11 protein-coding genes and 1 pseudogene are annotated in these 14,978 nt (G+C 57.2%); 4 read left to right on the top strand and 8 right to left on the bottom strand.

The window, feature by feature from the left end; all coding sequences use genetic code 11:
* Window positions 1-288 precede the first annotated feature (288 nt).
* On the top strand, window positions 289-2,046 hold the full coding sequence (locus EDC27_RS00730; RefSeq protein WP_123288708.1) for a proline--tRNA ligase: 1,758 nt from the start codon (window positions 289-291) through the stop codon (window positions 2,044-2,046).
* Window positions 2,047-2,109: 63 nt separating this feature from the next.
* A complete protein-coding gene (locus EDC27_RS00725) occupies window positions 2,110-2,751 on the top strand; it encodes an MBL fold metallo-hydrolase (RefSeq protein WP_123288707.1) in 642 nt (213 codons plus the stop codon).
* Window position 2,752: 1 nt separating this feature from the next.
* Here EDC27_RS00725 and EDC27_RS00720 read toward each other — a convergent pair whose 3' ends face one another.
* The 4 genes from EDC27_RS00720 to EDC27_RS00705 are packed head-to-tail and all read right to left on the bottom strand — an operon-like array spanning window position 2,753 to window position 7,403.
* On the bottom strand, window positions 2,753-3,445 hold the full coding sequence (locus tag EDC27_RS00720; RefSeq protein ID WP_123289132.1) for a PIG-L deacetylase family protein: 693 nt from the start codon (window positions 3,443-3,445) through the stop codon (window positions 2,753-2,755).
* Complete coding sequence (locus EDC27_RS00715; RefSeq protein ID WP_123288706.1) at window positions 3,396-4,859, bottom strand: glycosyltransferase; 1,464 nt, start codon at window positions 4,857-4,859, stop codon at window positions 3,396-3,398. Before EDC27_RS00715 ends, EDC27_RS00720 begins: the two co-directional genes overlap by 50 nt.
* A 53-nt stretch (window positions 4,860-4,912) precedes the next feature.
* Window positions 4,913-5,917: a GNAT family N-acetyltransferase gene (locus EDC27_RS00710; protein WP_170161493.1), complete on the bottom strand. Its 1,005-nt coding sequence runs from the start codon at window positions 5,915-5,917 to the stop codon at window positions 4,913-4,915.
* A 4-nt stretch (window positions 5,918-5,921) separates the two neighbouring features.
* Window positions 5,922-7,403 (bottom strand): Type 1 glutamine amidotransferase-like domain-containing protein, encoded by a 1,482-nt coding sequence (locus EDC27_RS00705; protein WP_123288704.1) that lies wholly within the window; start codon window positions 7,401-7,403, stop codon window positions 5,922-5,924.
* A 75-nt stretch (window positions 7,404-7,478) separates the two neighbouring features.
* Here EDC27_RS00705 and EDC27_RS00700 point away from each other — a divergent pair, with 75 nt between their 5' ends.
* Window positions 7,479-8,111 (top strand): HAD family hydrolase, encoded by a 633-nt coding sequence (locus EDC27_RS00700; RefSeq protein ID WP_148045622.1) that lies wholly within the window; start codon window positions 7,479-7,481, stop codon window positions 8,109-8,111.
* Between the two features lie 58 nt (window positions 8,112-8,169).
* The gene (locus EDC27_RS00695; RefSeq protein WP_123288702.1) at window positions 8,170-10,164 is read left to right on the top strand and encodes an acyl CoA:acetate/3-ketoacid CoA transferase; all 1,995 of its coding nucleotides are present in this window, start codon (window positions 8,170-8,172) and stop codon (window positions 10,162-10,164) included.
* Between the two features lie 293 nt (window positions 10,165-10,457).
* Here the strand turns inward: EDC27_RS00695 and ldhH are convergent, their stop codons facing one another.
* The 4 genes and pseudogenes from ldhH to EDC27_RS16845 all read right to left on the bottom strand — a co-directional run.
* Window positions 10,458-12,653, bottom strand: a complete 2,196-nt coding sequence (gene ldhH / locus EDC27_RS00690; RefSeq protein ID WP_123288701.1) for an L-lactate dehydrogenase (quinone) large subunit LdhH — start codon at window positions 12,651-12,653, stop codon at window positions 10,458-10,460.
* Window positions 12,650-13,207, bottom strand: coding sequence for a LutC/YkgG family protein (locus EDC27_RS00685; RefSeq protein ID WP_123288700.1), 558 nt, complete (start codon window positions 13,205-13,207; stop codon window positions 12,650-12,652). The genes ldhH and EDC27_RS00685 overlap by 4 nt, the downstream gene beginning before the upstream one ends.
* Window positions 13,208-13,329: 122 nt before the next feature.
* Window positions 13,330-14,673, bottom strand: a complete 1,344-nt coding sequence (locus EDC27_RS00680) for a TRAP transporter large permease (protein WP_123288699.1) — start codon at window positions 14,671-14,673, stop codon at window positions 13,330-13,332.
* Between the two features lie 202 nt (window positions 14,674-14,875).
* Window positions 14,876-14,978 (bottom strand): annotated as a pseudogene (locus tag EDC27_RS16845) (IS481 family transposase); the annotation flags it as partial.

Raw genomic sequence — 14,978 nt, 5'->3', positions numbered from 1 at the left:
CCGAAGGCGTGCCGATTCATACCAAGTCTCGAGGCATCGGCCAAGGGGCAAATCATAAACTTTCCTGGAAAAGGGAATCACAGGCTCCAGCTGCGATGTCCCCTCTGCGCGCGATCCGTTGTCGCGACGTGTGCCGACGCGCGCGATGGCTTCCTTTCAAAGGCCTTTTCAGACAAGCTCATCCAAGGCCGTGTTTTCAAGTTGTGGTCCGCGGACCTTCCATGCTAATGTCTAAAGCCTTAATAACTAACGGAAAGTCCCAAGCCAGATTAAAAGGAGGTCCCGCCCATGCGCTATAGCCGCTCTTTTATACACACGCAGTACGAAGTGCCCAAGGAAGCGGAGACACCATCCCACGTGTTGCTGCTTCGCGGATCCTACATTTACCCCGCAGCTGCCGGCATTTATTCCCTGCTGCCCTTGGGGCACCGAGTGGCCGAAAAGATCAAAAAAATCATTCGAGAGGAAATGGACGGGATCGACGGCTTGGAAGTGACCATGCCCGTGCTCAATCCGGCGGAATTGTGGAAAGCCACCAAGCGGTATTTTGACATCGGGCCGGAACTCTTTCGCTTTCGAGACCGGCGGCAGCGGGAATTCGTGTTGGCCATGACCCACGAAGAAATCGTGACTGACATTGCTAAAAAATTTCTGCGCTCTTACCGGGATTTGCCCGTGATGCTTTACCAGATTCAGACAAAGGTTCGCGATGAGGCGAGGCCTCGAGCGGGGCTGTTGCGCGTGCGCGAATTCCAGATGAAGGACGGTTACAGTTTTCATCCCGACTTCGAGGATCTGGACCGTTACTATCCGAGAATTTACAACGCATATTTGCGCATCTTTGCCCGTTGTGGACTTAACGCCGTGCCCATTGAAGCGGACACGGGCATCATGGGCGGCACGGGATCCCATGAATTCATGCTGGAATCCGCTCATGGAGAAGACCAGTTTGTGGTGTGCACGCAGTGCGACTATCGAGCCAACACGGAAAAGGCGGTGGGCTTGAAACCAGCCGTCAAGGACCTGTCGGCGAATCCACCGGCCATGGCTTCCGTGGCCACACCGGGTGTGAAGACCATTGGGGACCTCATGGAATTTTTTCAAACCACGGAAGATCATTTTCTCAAGACGGTGGCTTACGATGCCGACGGTCGTTTGGTGCTGGCTGTGGTTCGAGGCGACTTCAACATTTCGGTGACCAAACTGGCCAACCATCTCAAAGCCGTGCACGTGGACTTGGCTTCAGAAGATCTTCTGGAACGCCATGGGCTTTTCGGCGGTTTTTTGTCGCCGGTGGGCCTGAAGGACAAAAACCTTCGTGTTGTTGTGGACACGTCCGTGGGCCATGAAACCCTCTACATCGCCGGTGGAAACGCCGTGGATGTCCACCTGAAAAACGTTCTGCCCGGCCGAGATTTTCCCGTCACGGAACAGGTGGACATTGCCGAAGTGCGTTCGGGGGACACGTGCGCTCAGTGTGCTTCAGGCCGGTTGGACGTTCGCCGTGGCATAGAGCTGGGCCACACCTTTAAGCTGGGAACCAAGTACACCGCTCCAGACACCATGGATGTGACCTTTCTTGGAGCGGATGGGGCGAATCATCGGGTGGTCATGGGATGCTACGGCATCGGTGTGGAAAGGCTCATGGCCTCGGCTGTGGAACAGTGGCACGATGAAGCGGGTATTATCTGGCCGGTGACCATTGCCCCGTACCAGGTGATTCTGAGTACTTTGGGTAAGAGTCCCGAGGTGGATGACGCGGCCGACGCCTTGTATGAAGCTCTTCGAACCCGATGGGAGGTCCTCTACGACGACAGAGACGAATCCCCGGGGGTGAAACTCAAGGACGCCGACCTTCTGGGCATTCCCCTTCGCGTGGTGGTGAGCCAGCGAGGTTTAAAGAAAGGCACCTTTGAAGTCAAAGTGCGCCGAACGGGCGAGGTGTTCTTTTTTGGTCGCGATGAAATCGAGGCCGCTGTGGCGCGGATTGTCGCGGATCTTTCTCCTTCCCTGGACGGACTGCCGCTGTTGCCTGAAATGGGGTAAGGAAGGGCAGCCGACGCTCCCAGCTTACAGGCGCCGACGCGCAAGGGAGCACAGAGGGCGACGATGGGGTTGAAAAACGGAATCGTGCTGACTCTCGGCGATGTTATGGTGGCGCGCCACACACTGGGCCCCTACGCCGTAAACGCCTACGAACTGGTGTGTCGAAAAACCGGGCAAGGAATTCTCATTGACGCGCCCCAGGGGATCGATACCGTTCGATTTCAGGCGCCTTTGAAGGCCCTGGTGCTCACTCATACCCATGTCGATCACATCCAGGGGCTTCAAAGCCTGGTGGATAAGACCGGCATTCCCGTCTGGGTTCAGGCTCTGGACGCTCCTCGGCTTCCGGTGAACCCGGATCTGGTGCTGCAGGATGACCAGGACCTTGCCGTGGGGTCCTTGACAGGGCGCGTTTTGCATACTCCGGGCCACACGCCGGGAAGCCTCTGCCTACGGTTCGGTCAAGTGCTTTTTTCCGGAGACACCTTGTTCCCCAACGGCCCGGGACGGACGGAAACCCCCGCCGCTTTTCGTCAAATCCTTGCTTCGCTGACCCAAAAAATCTTCACCCTGCCCGACACCGTTTTGGTCTTTCCGGGTCATGGGCCTCCGACCAACGTGGGCTACGAACGCACGGCTTTTGAAGCGTTTCTTCGCCGGGGAGTCCCTGAGAATATGTGCGGGGATGTGGCGTGGAGTGCGTGACTCATTCGGGCAAAACCACGCGATGAAAGGCTTCCGCATAGGTGTACGGCGTGCCTTCGGCGGCTTTGCGGAACCGTTGCTCCAGCCAGGTGCGAATGTCCCGCACGGGATGGCTGTTCCACTGACTGGCATGGCACTGCAGGGCTTCGATCTTCAGGTCAAAAGTATCGGTGATGTCTTCTCGATGGTTGATGTCTTCGGCCGCCCAAAACCAAGCTTCTTTGACCTTGTGCGGTTCCAGCCCTTCGGCCAGGAGCTCGGGATAGGCGAGATGGTCCCGAGCGTAGGGAAACACCGCGTCCATGACCACCTGGCCTACAATGCGGTGGTCTCGATGCCACAGATAGCGCCGGTAAGGGTCTGAAGAGAGCACAATGGCCGGCCGAAAACGACGTATCGAGCGCACCAGTTCCCGACGAAACTCGGGCGTGTCTTCTAAACCCTGATCCGGATAGTGCAAAAACACCACCTCCTGCACTCCAAGAACTCGAGCGGCGGCTTGTTGCTCATCTTGGCGAATGCGGGCCAGTTCCTTGGGATTCATGGCGCGGTCGTTGGTGCCTTTGTCTCCGTCCGTGCAGATGACGTAAACGACCCTTTTCCCCTCACGCGTCCATTTGGCAACGGTGCCTGCAGCGCCGAATTCAGGGTCGTCCGGATGTGCCGCAATGATCAGAGCATCGATCGAGTCCATGGATGATGGTCTCCTTTGCCACGTTGGAAAGCCCATTGGGGTTGCTGATGTGCATCAAGGCCTGGGCCAGGTCTTGGGCGACCCGGTGCCACGCGTACCGTTTGGATAGGCTGCGGCGCACCGCTTCCTGGAACGCCCCTTGACGGTGACGTTCCTCGGCGATGAGCGTCATGCCTCGAAGAAGCTCGTCCGGGCTGTTGTCCTTGAGCAACACGCCGGCGTGCGCTCTACGAAGAACTTCCGGCAGTACGCCCACGGGAGGCCCGATCACGGGGCGCCCGGAAGCCAAAGCTTCCAGAGCCACAAGGCCAAAACTTTCGTAGTGCGACGCCATGACCAGCGCATCGGCGGCGGCATAAAATTTCGGAAGCCGACCCTGGTCCACTCGACCCGCAAAGACCACGCGGTTGCCAAGCCCCTGGGCCTGCACCATGTCGTGAAAAGCTTTTAAGGGTTCGCCCTCCGACGGGTCACCGCCGACGATCACCAGCCGTGCCGGCATGGAGCGGGGAAGGCGCGCAAAGGCGGCAAGAAGGCGGTCCAGGCCTTTGATGGGGTCGAGCCGTCCCACAAAAAGATAGATGATCGCATCCACAGGAAGCTGAAGTTGCCGACGCGCCGAGAAGCGGTCGCTCGGTCGAAAAAGATGGCCGTTCACGCCGCAGGGCACCACGATAATGCGATGGAGTGGCACACCGTAGTGATTGAGCAGTGTTTCCTTTTCCGCCTGGGTGGGAGCCACCACGGCATGGCTTTGATACGCCACGAGTTGTTCGGCGCACAGCCGGCAGGAAGCGTCCACGGGTTGGCCCAAGGCGGCGGCTTTGGATCGGGCCAAGGTATGGAACATGGTCACATGGGGCACTTGCAAAACATGGGCGGTTTGAATGCCCGCCAGTCCCGACAGCCAATAATGGCTGAAGATGACGTCAAAGGGCCGCCCGCTTTTCCATGTCACGGCCCGGAAATCTTCCGAATCCGCTTCATTACGGAACGCCGAACCCGTTGCGGCCACGCTTCCATTTCTCGACGCCTTGACAATGGCTCGGCAAAAGGTGTGGGCCGTCTCGAGCTGTTCCACAGGCTCTTGAGAAACCGTGGTCGAGCATGGCACGGACACCCAGTGAACATTGGGTCCGAAATACTGACGCTGGGTTTGCCGTGTGTCGTTCAGGCCTTGAGATTCGGACCCGGAGGACGGTTCTCCCACAAAAAGATGAACGTGGTGTCCTTGGGACGCCAAAGCTCGAGACATCTCGCGAATGTAGACGCTCATTCCGCCCGTATCCCGACGTCCGAGAGGTCCCAGAGGGTTGGAGTGGGCGCAGATCATGGCGATGCGAAGGTGTCGAGCGCCCTGATGGGGATGGGTTGCGGGAAATGTGGGTGATGACGATAGGAAACAATGGCACATGCGCAAGAGCTTTCCATCTTTGGGGTCATCAGCTGGAAGCGCAACGAAACGTTCTAGGCCGCGTCCAGAGAAATGTGCACGCGATATAAAGGCACTTCCTGTCCTCCCAACCGGAATTTGTAGGTTTCATCGCCGCGCAAGAATTCGTAGCGTGTCCGACCTCGCTCGGCAGCGTCCTTGATGGTGAAAAGGGTTTGCATCAACCCCACGCTCAAGGGGGCAAAGGCGGCATCGTAGCCGTTGTTATACAGATAAACCGTTTCCCCGTCATCAAAGCACAAGGCGGACGCAGCGGGTGAGCCGTTCAGGTGAAGAAAGGAAAGCCGCAGCAATCCTTCGCGACCCATGGTGTGGCACAAGGTTTCCATATAGGTTCGAATGGCCGGGGTCAGAAACCGGGCTTTGTCGTCGCGGTTGCTTTGAAAGAGATGAAAAAACACCTCCAAAGCTTGTTCCAGTTCCGACGGCGTGGAGACGACACGATAGTCCACCTGGCCGGCTTCTTCCAAGCGGCGCATTTTTCGGCGCACTTCGTGGCGTTGCTTTCCGTTGAGGCTTTGAAGGTATCCTTCCCAGGACGGGGCCAGAGGCATTTCCACCGTCACATCGATGGATTCCACGGAAACGGCATAGCCCAAAGCACGGCCCAGGGGCACGCCATGGGTCATGACCGTGGATGTGGGCCTTACGGGAAAAAGATTCAGCGTCTTCAAACCCGCCTGACCGGCGCTTTGCAGCATGGCTCGCCAAACCGCTTCTTCTCTTCCCGGCCGAATCACCACGTCAAAGTAGTCGCACACCTCGGGATCTCCGGCAAAAAGGCCTTCCGTATCGCACAGCTTCAGAGCTAGGTAGCCATCGGCGCCAAAAGCTCCGTAGGCCATCAAGAGGCAGAGGGATTCGTTCTGGCCCAGTGTGCGTTTCCATGCGTCCAGCCATGGCGGCGTGACAAACAAAGGGCGCCGTGCAAACAGATACCGTTCCTTGTGCCACAGGGACCACAGGGGATGCAGCGCTTCGGCGATTTTGACGGAAACCTCAGAGCCTTCTCTTCCCACGAACTTATCCTTCCATGTCAACCCAACGTCGGCGCGGTCCCGAGGGCGTATCGTCGATGGCGACTCCACGAGCGGCAAGAAGGCTGCGCAGCGCATCGGCCGCCTGCCACAGCCTTTTTTCTCGAAACTGTTGCCTAAGGTGCACCAAATCGTCCACAAGCGGATCCAAAACCGTGCGCTTTTCTTCGAAGGACAAGGTGAGGCGTTGCGCCACCTGAACGAGCCATTCTCGAAAGATTTTCCGGCCCTGATAAATGTCTTCGAAAGGTGCGCCACCGGCTGAACTCTGCCACAAAAGTCGGTCTAAATCCAGAAGCGCTCTGGCCGCATCTTCAGGAAGGCGATGTTCCAGGCCCCGTTGCAGAAGGTCTTCGGCGCGGCGCAGCGTCTTCCAGAATTCTTCCGGTGCGGAAAGGGAACCCGGTTCCTGTGAAGGTGAAGGCCCGGTGTCATTCTGAGAGGGCGTGGGGGCGTCTGTCGCGATGGATCCGGGATGAGGCTTTGGAGTTTTAACGTCCATGACGTTGGCCAATGCCCAAAACAAATTCAAGGGAAAGCTGTGGCCCGAAGCAAACACTCTCTGGAAGGCGCCCTCACCTTCACGATCGGAACTTCTATCAAAAACCCCGGCTTCTTGCGAGCGATCGGGCCCATGTTTCGAAGGCAAAGAAAGGGATTCCTTGGCCGAAGGGCTGTCCTGGGACCTCGCAGCCGCCCCGCTTTTGATTTGTCTCAAAGTCACGGTCCCCACACCGCGAACGGTGGCCGTTTCTTGAGTGAAATCCAAGGTGAGGGCCGTGTGTTCATCAAGGCCCACGACAAGCGCTTTGTCGGGAAGTTGAGCCTCCAGAAGCTGAAACCGCTCCTTTCCCATGTAGCAAAAACGCGTGTCATGGGTGCCCCCTTCCGCGTTGTTCCAGTGGGGAACAATGACAAGGCGCAGGCCGTAGGGTCCCAGCAGGTCGAGGCCGTCGGCCCAGTGTAGATCCATGCCCACTTTGTAGATTTCGTAGACGGGTAGCGTTTTCCAGCTGAAACTTATGGCCGCGGCGCTGGCCGCCACCACCACGGCGCCGCTTTCGAGTCGAGATCGTAGGATGTCCGGCACCGGCGTGCCTATCCACTGGCGCGCGACATAGGTGGGGCTGCCGGGTCCCATGAGCATGTAGTCGGCCTTTTCGAGACGCTTCAAGGCTTGACGTCCCTGAATGGTGTCCAGAGCGTGGCGGGATTTAAGGGACACCACGTGCAGTGGATGGCCCACGCGCGTTTGAAAATAGACTTGGGCTCGCCGGGAAATTTCATCAACGTTTTGTTGAAATCCCGCCGGTGTATCGATAAAAACGGCAAACGGATTCGAGCCTCTGGAGCGAAGAAGTGCCTTGTGCACTTCCACCATGCCCGATGAGAATTCTCCCGATCCCATGAGCACCAGGATTCCCGCGGGCATGGATTGTTGGCGAGGAGCCGATGAAGAGGGATTCATGTGGATGCAGCCTACCTTTTCCGAGATTTTGTATGTGCAAGCAAGAATTTAAGGTGTTTTAAAGGAGATGACAAGGTGACGGGCCCACCAAAGGCAGTTCTTTTTGATTTCGGGCGTGTGATATCCGCTCCCAAGCCGGCATCGCTTTTTGAAAGCTACGAACGGGACCTCAAACTGCCTTTGGGCAGCCTCAACCGCATCATGTTTGACGATCCCGTGTGGGAGGACACTCTGCTGGGCCGACGAAGCCTCAATGAGTATTGGGAAACGATGGGGCCTCGGCTGGGTCTGCGCGATGCCACGGCGGTGGCGGCCTTTCGCGCCCGTTACGATGCGGACGAAAAACCCAACACACCGGTCATCGCCATGATTCAAAACCTACACGGGCGCGTGGCCTTGGGGGTCCTTTCCAATGCGCCGCGAGGCTTAACGGCATGGCTGGAGCGCTGGAGGGTGCTGTCTCTGTTTGATGTTGTGGTGTGTTCCGCCGAAGAAGGTGTGCGAAAGCCGTGGAAAGAGGCTTACAGGCTGGCCTTGGAAAGGCTGAGGGTGACCCCTCAGGAGGCTCTTTTTGTGGATGATACGGAAGAAAATGTGAAAGCCGCCGAAGCCTTGGGCATGGCTTCGCACCTTTACCGAGATCCTTCCGGGCTGAGCCTATTTCTCAGTGCCCACGGTCTGGATCCTTTTCAGACGAGGAACCCTTGAAGTCCGAAGAGAGAATTTTGCCGCGGTTTCACCCATGTTCTGCATGCAAGGAGATGTCATGACCGACCACATCGTTTCAGGAACCCATCCCTTTCTTTCGCCCTATCCGCCCCAGAGAACGCGCAAAGGCAAAATCGTCAGCGCTCAGGAAGCCGTCCAGGTGATTCGAGACGGAGACACGGTGGCCACCGGGGGTTTTGTGGGCACGGGGTTTGCCGAGGAAGTGGCCATGGCCCTGGAAAAACGGTTTTTGGAAACGGGAAGACCTCGAAACCTGACCCTGGTGTACGCCGCCGGGCAAGGGGACGGCAAAGAACGCGGCCTGAATCATCTGGGGCATGAGGGTCTGGTCAAACGCGTTGTGGGCGGGCATTGGGGTTTGGTGCCCAAGTTGCAGCGCCTGGCCATGGAAAACAAGATCGAGGCGTACAATTTGCCTCAAGGCGTCATCACGCACATGTACCGAGATATTGCCGCCAAAAAGCCGCGAACGCTCACCACGGTGGGCCTGGAAACCTTTGTGGATCCGAGAAACGGTGGAGGAAAGCTGAATTCCATCACCACAGAGGACTTGGTGGAACTTATGGTGATCGACGGCGAAGAGATTCTCGCCTACAAGACCTTTCCCATCCATGTGGCCATCATTCGCGGAACCACCGCGGATACCGAAGGCAACATCACCATGGAACGGGAAGCCTTGACCTTGGAAACCCTGTCTTTGGCCACGGCCGCCCACAACAGCGGCGGCTTTGTTATCGCTCAGGTGGAACGCATCGCCGAACGGGGAACGCTCAACGCTCGGCACGTCAAGATTCCGGGCATTTTGGTGGACTGCATCGTGGTGGCGTCTCCGGAAAACCATTGGCAGACCTTTGCGGCACCGTACAATCCCGCGTTTTCCTGCGAAATTCGCGTGCCCATGACCACCGTGCCCACCATTCCTCTGAATGAGAGAAAAATCATCGCACGCCGAGCCGCCTTTGAACTCAAGGCCAACAGCGTGGTCAACCTGGGCATCGGCATGCCGGAAGGCGTGGCCAACGTGGCCGTGGAAGAAAAGATTTTGGAATACTTAACCCTCACGGCCGAACCGGGAGTGATCGGCGGTATGCCGGCCGGAGGTTTAAATTTCGGTGCCGCCGTCAACACCGATGCGATAATCGATCAGACGGCCCAGTTCGACTTTTACGATGGCGGTGGTTTGGACATTGCCTTCTTGGGTATGGCCCAGGCCGATGCGCAGGGCAACGTCAATGTGAGCAAATTCGGGCCAAAGATTGCCGGGGCCGGAGGATTCATTAACATCAGTCAAAACGCCAAGAAAGTGGTTTTTATGGGCACCTTTACTGCCGGTGGGCTCAAGACCGTGCTGGAAGACGGCGCCCTGCGCGTCCTTCATGAAGGCAGGGCGAAAAAGTTTGTCTCTCAGGTCGAGCATGTCACCTTTAGCGGGAGCTACGCGCGGCGGCGCAAAAAAGCCGTCCTTTACATCACCGAACGCTGCGTTTTTACCCTGACGGACGACGGTGTGGAATTGACGGAGATCGCTCCAGGGGTCGACCTGGAACAGGATATTTTGGCCCATATGGACTTTGTGCCCGTGATTCGAGGTACGCCGCGCCTCATGGACGACCGCATCTTTTGGGACGAACCCATGGATCTCAAAACGGAACTGCTTTCCCTGCCGTTGGAAGAACGGCTTGTGTACGATCCCCAGGAAAATCTCTTTTTTGTCAACTTTGAAGGCTTTAGCGTGAAGACCCTGGAAGAGGTGGAAACCATTCGGGAGGCTGTGGAAAAGATTCTCAAGCCTGTGGGTCACAAAGTTTATGCCATCGTCAACTACGACAATTTCACCATCTTTCCCGACGTGGTGGATCCCTACACGGACATGGTGAAGTATCTGGTGGACCACTACTACACGGGAGTGACCCGCTACACCACCAGCGCCTTTCTGCGCATGAAGTTGGGTGACGCTCTGGCCAAGCGCGGCGTGGCGCCCCACATTTACGTGCGAGCCGAAGAAGCCCGCGAGGCGCTCAAAAAGCTCTAGGCCTTCGATTTTCGGGACCAGAGGCTTGAGAACCGTCAAAAAACGGCTCGAAGACCTTTTGTCATGCCACGCCTGGTGCTTAGATAGGCTTCATTTTTGGGGGGGCGGTGCGATGGCGTGGGGGCCTCATGCCGCTCCTCCAGCGCGCTCATACAGGCTGGGGTGGCCTTCACGGTCGTGTGCCCATGTACGGACCGTCAAGGCTCGCTCGCCTTTCATGGAACGTGCTCAGCGGGACTTCATCCAAGAAAAAACACGACCGCACGCCTTGCAGGGCACGGAACGAGTGTTCTTTAGCCATGCTTTTCAGCCGAGATTCTCTTTGCCCGTCGGTACGTGCGGGCGACGGCTTCGGCCATGTGGCATACCTCAAAGGGACGGCCCTGCTTGTCGGCGCCTCCGCGCAGCTGAAGAACACACCCCGGACAATCCGTCACCAGCATGTGGGCTCCCGACGCCTCCACGTTGTCCAGCTTTCGTCTGAGCAGTTCCGCCGAGATTTCTGGAAACTCTAACGAATAAGATCCACCGAACCCACAACACACATCCTCATCGCGGGTGGGCACATAGTCCAAACCCGCCGTTTTGAGCAGTTCCCGCGGCGTGTCCACCACTTTCAAACCTCGACACAAATGGCACGGCGCGTGGTAGGCGGTTTTTACTCCCCCCTCGAGGAATTCATCCTTGGAAACCTTCAGCACGTCTTGAACAAATGAACTAAAATCGATGATCTTGGCTGTAAAACGTTGAACCCGATCGGCCAGGGCTGGGTCATGGCCCAGAAGTTTGGGGTAGTTTTCCTTCATGTGAGAACCGCAGGACGCGCAGAGGGTCAAAATCCAATCAGTATGGTCCAGATCCACGGCCTCGAGGTTTTGCAGGGCTACATGACGGGCCGTTTCTTCTTCGGCGGCCATGAGTGCCGGAAGGCCGCAGCATGTCTGCGCTTGAGGGTAGTCGACGGCGACCCGGTGATCCGCCAGAAGGGGTAAGATGGCTTGAGCCTGTTCGGGATAGACAAAATCGATCAAACACCCGCCGAAAAGGGTCACACGTAGGGCCGGATTGGCCACGTAAGGCTTAATGCCTGGCCATCGGTCCCGCAGAGGTGTGGCCGAAATGACCGGAAGGCTTCGAAACCCATGGGCCTTGTCAAAAAACAGGGGCAAATGACGAATGAGAGGCTCTTTGCCGGCCAAGGGCTTTTGGGCGAGAAAGGCGCGGCGAAGGAGGAAGTGAAAGAGCCGGCGATCTTTGAGCACCACATTGAGCAGCCGATTTTTAACAGGACGACGCTTTTCGGCCTCAAGCACATGCCCAACGGTGCGCTTGATGAGATACGGCAGGTCGATGCCGGCGGGACAAACCGCTTTGCATGCCTGGCAGTTGAGGCAGTTCATGACCAGGGCTCGAGCGTTGGGCACGCCGTGGTAAAAGGCCGTGAGGATAAGGCCGATGGCTCCGATGTACACATGGCCGTAGTTGTGGCCGCCCACCAGACGATAGATGGGGCACACATTGGCACAAGCTCCACAGCGCACGCACTGCAGAGCCTGGGAAAAGACGGGATGCTTGGCCAGGTGCAAGCGGCCGTTATCCAGAAAGATGATGTGCAAAATCTTTCGGCCCGTGGGGGAAGACCCACAATCGGTCGCTCCCGTGATCCAGGTCACGTAAGTGGAAATGATCTGCCCCGTGGCGTTGCGCGGCAGTGCTTTTAAGATGGTCAAGGCCGTTTCCAGATCGGGTACGAGTTTGTCGTAGCCCACCAAGGCCACGTGCACTCGGGGCAGTGTGGTGACCAAGCGGGCATTGCCTTCATTGGTCACCAGCCCCAGAGTGCCGGATTCGGCCACGGCGAAATTGGCTCCGGAGATTCCCATATCCGCTTCCAGATACGCCCGGCGCAGGGTACGCCGGGCCACCTTGACCATCTTTTCGATGTCGTCGGGATTTTGTTTTTCTCCGGTCACCTTTTCAAAGAGTTCGGCCACCTGATGTCGGGATAGATGAATGGCGGGCAGGACCATGTGTGAGGGGCCTTCACGGCGCAACTGAATGATCCATTCACCCAAATCGGTCTCGGTCACATGAAAACCTTCCTGTTCCAGATGGGCGTTCAGAAAGGTTTCTTCCGCCGTCATGGACTTGGACTTGATGATCTTGTGCACGCCGTGTTCCCGCGCAATGGCCGCTATGAGGTCGTTGGCTTCTTGGGCCGTCTTGGCGGAATGGACCACGGCCCCGGCCGCTTCGGCGTGCTGCTTGAATTGAGCGAAGAGTTCTTCCAGGTGCGGCAAGGCCGACGCCTTTCGGCGCGCGATGTCGTCGACGAGGGATTCCACGTCGATGCCCTCAAAAGCTTTGACCCGGGATTCCCGATACGCGGCGGCAAAAGTATCCAAGGTTTGTCGAAGGAAGGTGTTGTCCAAAGCCCGGCGCAACTGCTGACGATAGGTTTTCATGCTGGACGTCGCCTGCGTCGTCATGGAGCGGCCTCCTTGAGGATCAATAGGTGAACTTGTTGCGGCCCGTGCACGCCGATGCTGAGAACCCGTTCAATGTCCGCCGTGCGACTGGCCCCGGAAATGAACGCCACGTAACGTGGCGGTTCCCCGTGCCAGGTTCTCAAGGTATCCACCATGTCCAGCGAAGACAGGCGAAGCCGGCTTTCGGGAAGCACCAGCACGTGGGTTTCGGAGAGCATGGTGGCCAGGCGAAGATCTTCCGAGGTGGAATCCAGCACCAAGGTGCCCGTTTCGGCGATGCCCCAGTGGGCTGGAGTGAGTGCCGTGTGGATTTCTTCGAGATGGTCACGCAAAGGAGGGGCCAAGACGCGAAGACCTTGGGATTCGGCACGCCGGACAAGAAGCTCGTGAGCCTCTTCTGGAAGGCCCCACGGCGCGATGGTGGCGCCCTTTTGATCGGCGGTCACATCCACAGTATAGGCTACGGCATCCCTCCAGTCGGCACAGGCACGCACCACCATCTGCACCGCCTGAGCCCTCTGAGTCATAAGTGCCACAAGGTCCTGAGCGTTCATCCGCAGCCTCCTGATAAATGGTCTGGGGCAGTGTGCTGGCCGTGCCACAGGCCCTTAGACAACCTGTGGCGTTGTCTCGACCTCACGGCCAGCTTTGGGTTGTCCATCTTGAGCGCCTGCTCTTATCGGCCAAAAAAGAGATCGGGCAGCCAGGTCACGAGTGCGGGAAAAACGGTCATGAGAAGCAAGCCGATAAGCTGCAACGCCACGAAGGGAAGAATTCCTTTATAGATTGTCATCATATCATAGCCCTTGGGAGCCACACCGGCAAAATAAAAGAGTGCGTAGCCAAAGGGTGGAGTGAGAAAGGAGGTTTGCAGATTGACACACATGAGCATGGAAAACCATAAGGGATCGATTTCCAGTTCCAGAACAATGGGCATGAAGATGGGGACGGTGACCAAAAGAATGGCCGCCCAGTCCACAAACATGCCCATGATGAACACAATGAGCATCATGATGAACACGATCGTCCATCGGCTCAACCCCGACCCGATAAGCAAATCGGCCACCACATCACCGCCACCCATGCGCAGAAAGACGCTGCTGAAGAATTTTCCACCGATAAAGAGCATCATCACCATGGCCGTGGTGCGCATCGTGGCATAGCTACATTCCTTAAGCATTTTCCATGTAAGCTTTCGGTTGGCCGCGGCGAGAAGGAAGGCCCCCAGTGCGCCCAAACCGGCGGCCTCCGTTGGCGTGGCCACGCCGGCCAAAATGGTTCCCATGACCATAAAGATCAAGGCCAGCGGCGGCACCAAGGATTTCATGGTCATGGCCCACTTCTGTGCCGAAGAGTACCGATCCGCTTCTTCTTTGCTGATGGGTGGTCCCACGCGCGGGTTCATGGTGCAGCGCACTAGGATATACACGAAATATAAGGTCGAGAGGATAAGTCCCGGAATGACGGCTCCCGCAAAAAGGTTTCCGACGGAGGTTTCCTTGAGGCCTGTCAAACCGCCGTAAACGACCATCATAATACTAGGGGGAATGAGAATGCCCAGCGTCCCGGCGGCGCAGATGATGCCGCTGGTCATGGCTTTGTCATAGCCTTTTTCTAAAAGAGCCGGAGTTGCCAAAAGCCCCATGGCCACCACCGAGGCGCCGATGATGCCTGTGGTGGCGGCAAAGACGGTGCAGACCACCACCACGGCCAAACCGAGCCCACCCTTGACACTGCCCAAGACGATGTAAAGCGATTCAAAAAGCTTTTCAGCGACCTTGGATCGATCCAGAAGCTGGGCCATGAAGATGAAGAGGGGAATGGCCACCAGGACGTAGTTGTCCATGATGCCCCAGCACTGGTTGGCGTACATGTTGAACAGCATGGGCACATTGAAACCGTTATCGATTAAACCAAAGAGGGTCGCGACGCCCGCCAAGGTGTAGGCCAGCGGGTGCCCTAAGGCCACGGCAACCACCAAAGTGCCGAACATGGCCACGGTGAGAACTTCAGGACTCATGGGACGTCACCTCGACACTGGGTTTAGGATGGATTCTTCAGGGATGCGATGTCCTTAAAGAGTCTTGAAAGACCCTCCAGGAACAAGAGCGTAAAGCTGAAAGCCATGAGAAGCTTGATGGGCCATATGGGTGGTGCCCAGCTCGTGGCGTTCTTTTCCAGGATTTGGGTGGACTTGATGGCAAAAGCCCACGTCCAAAACGTCAGTAGGTGTCAGGTCCCGCAAAGTCATGAACCGATTTCACAAAAAGTTGAGGTCTTTTTTGTTGCCAATTTTTGAGTGCCTGAATCGGGGTTATATGGCCG

Origin of the sequence: Desulfosoma caldarium, assembly GCF_003751385.1 — a bacterium.
In the GTDB taxonomy this organism is placed as follows: domain Bacteria; phylum Desulfobacterota; class Syntrophobacteria; order Syntrophobacterales; family DSM-9756; genus Desulfosoma; species Desulfosoma caldarium.
This window is presented reverse-complemented; position numbering and strand designations above follow the sequence as displayed.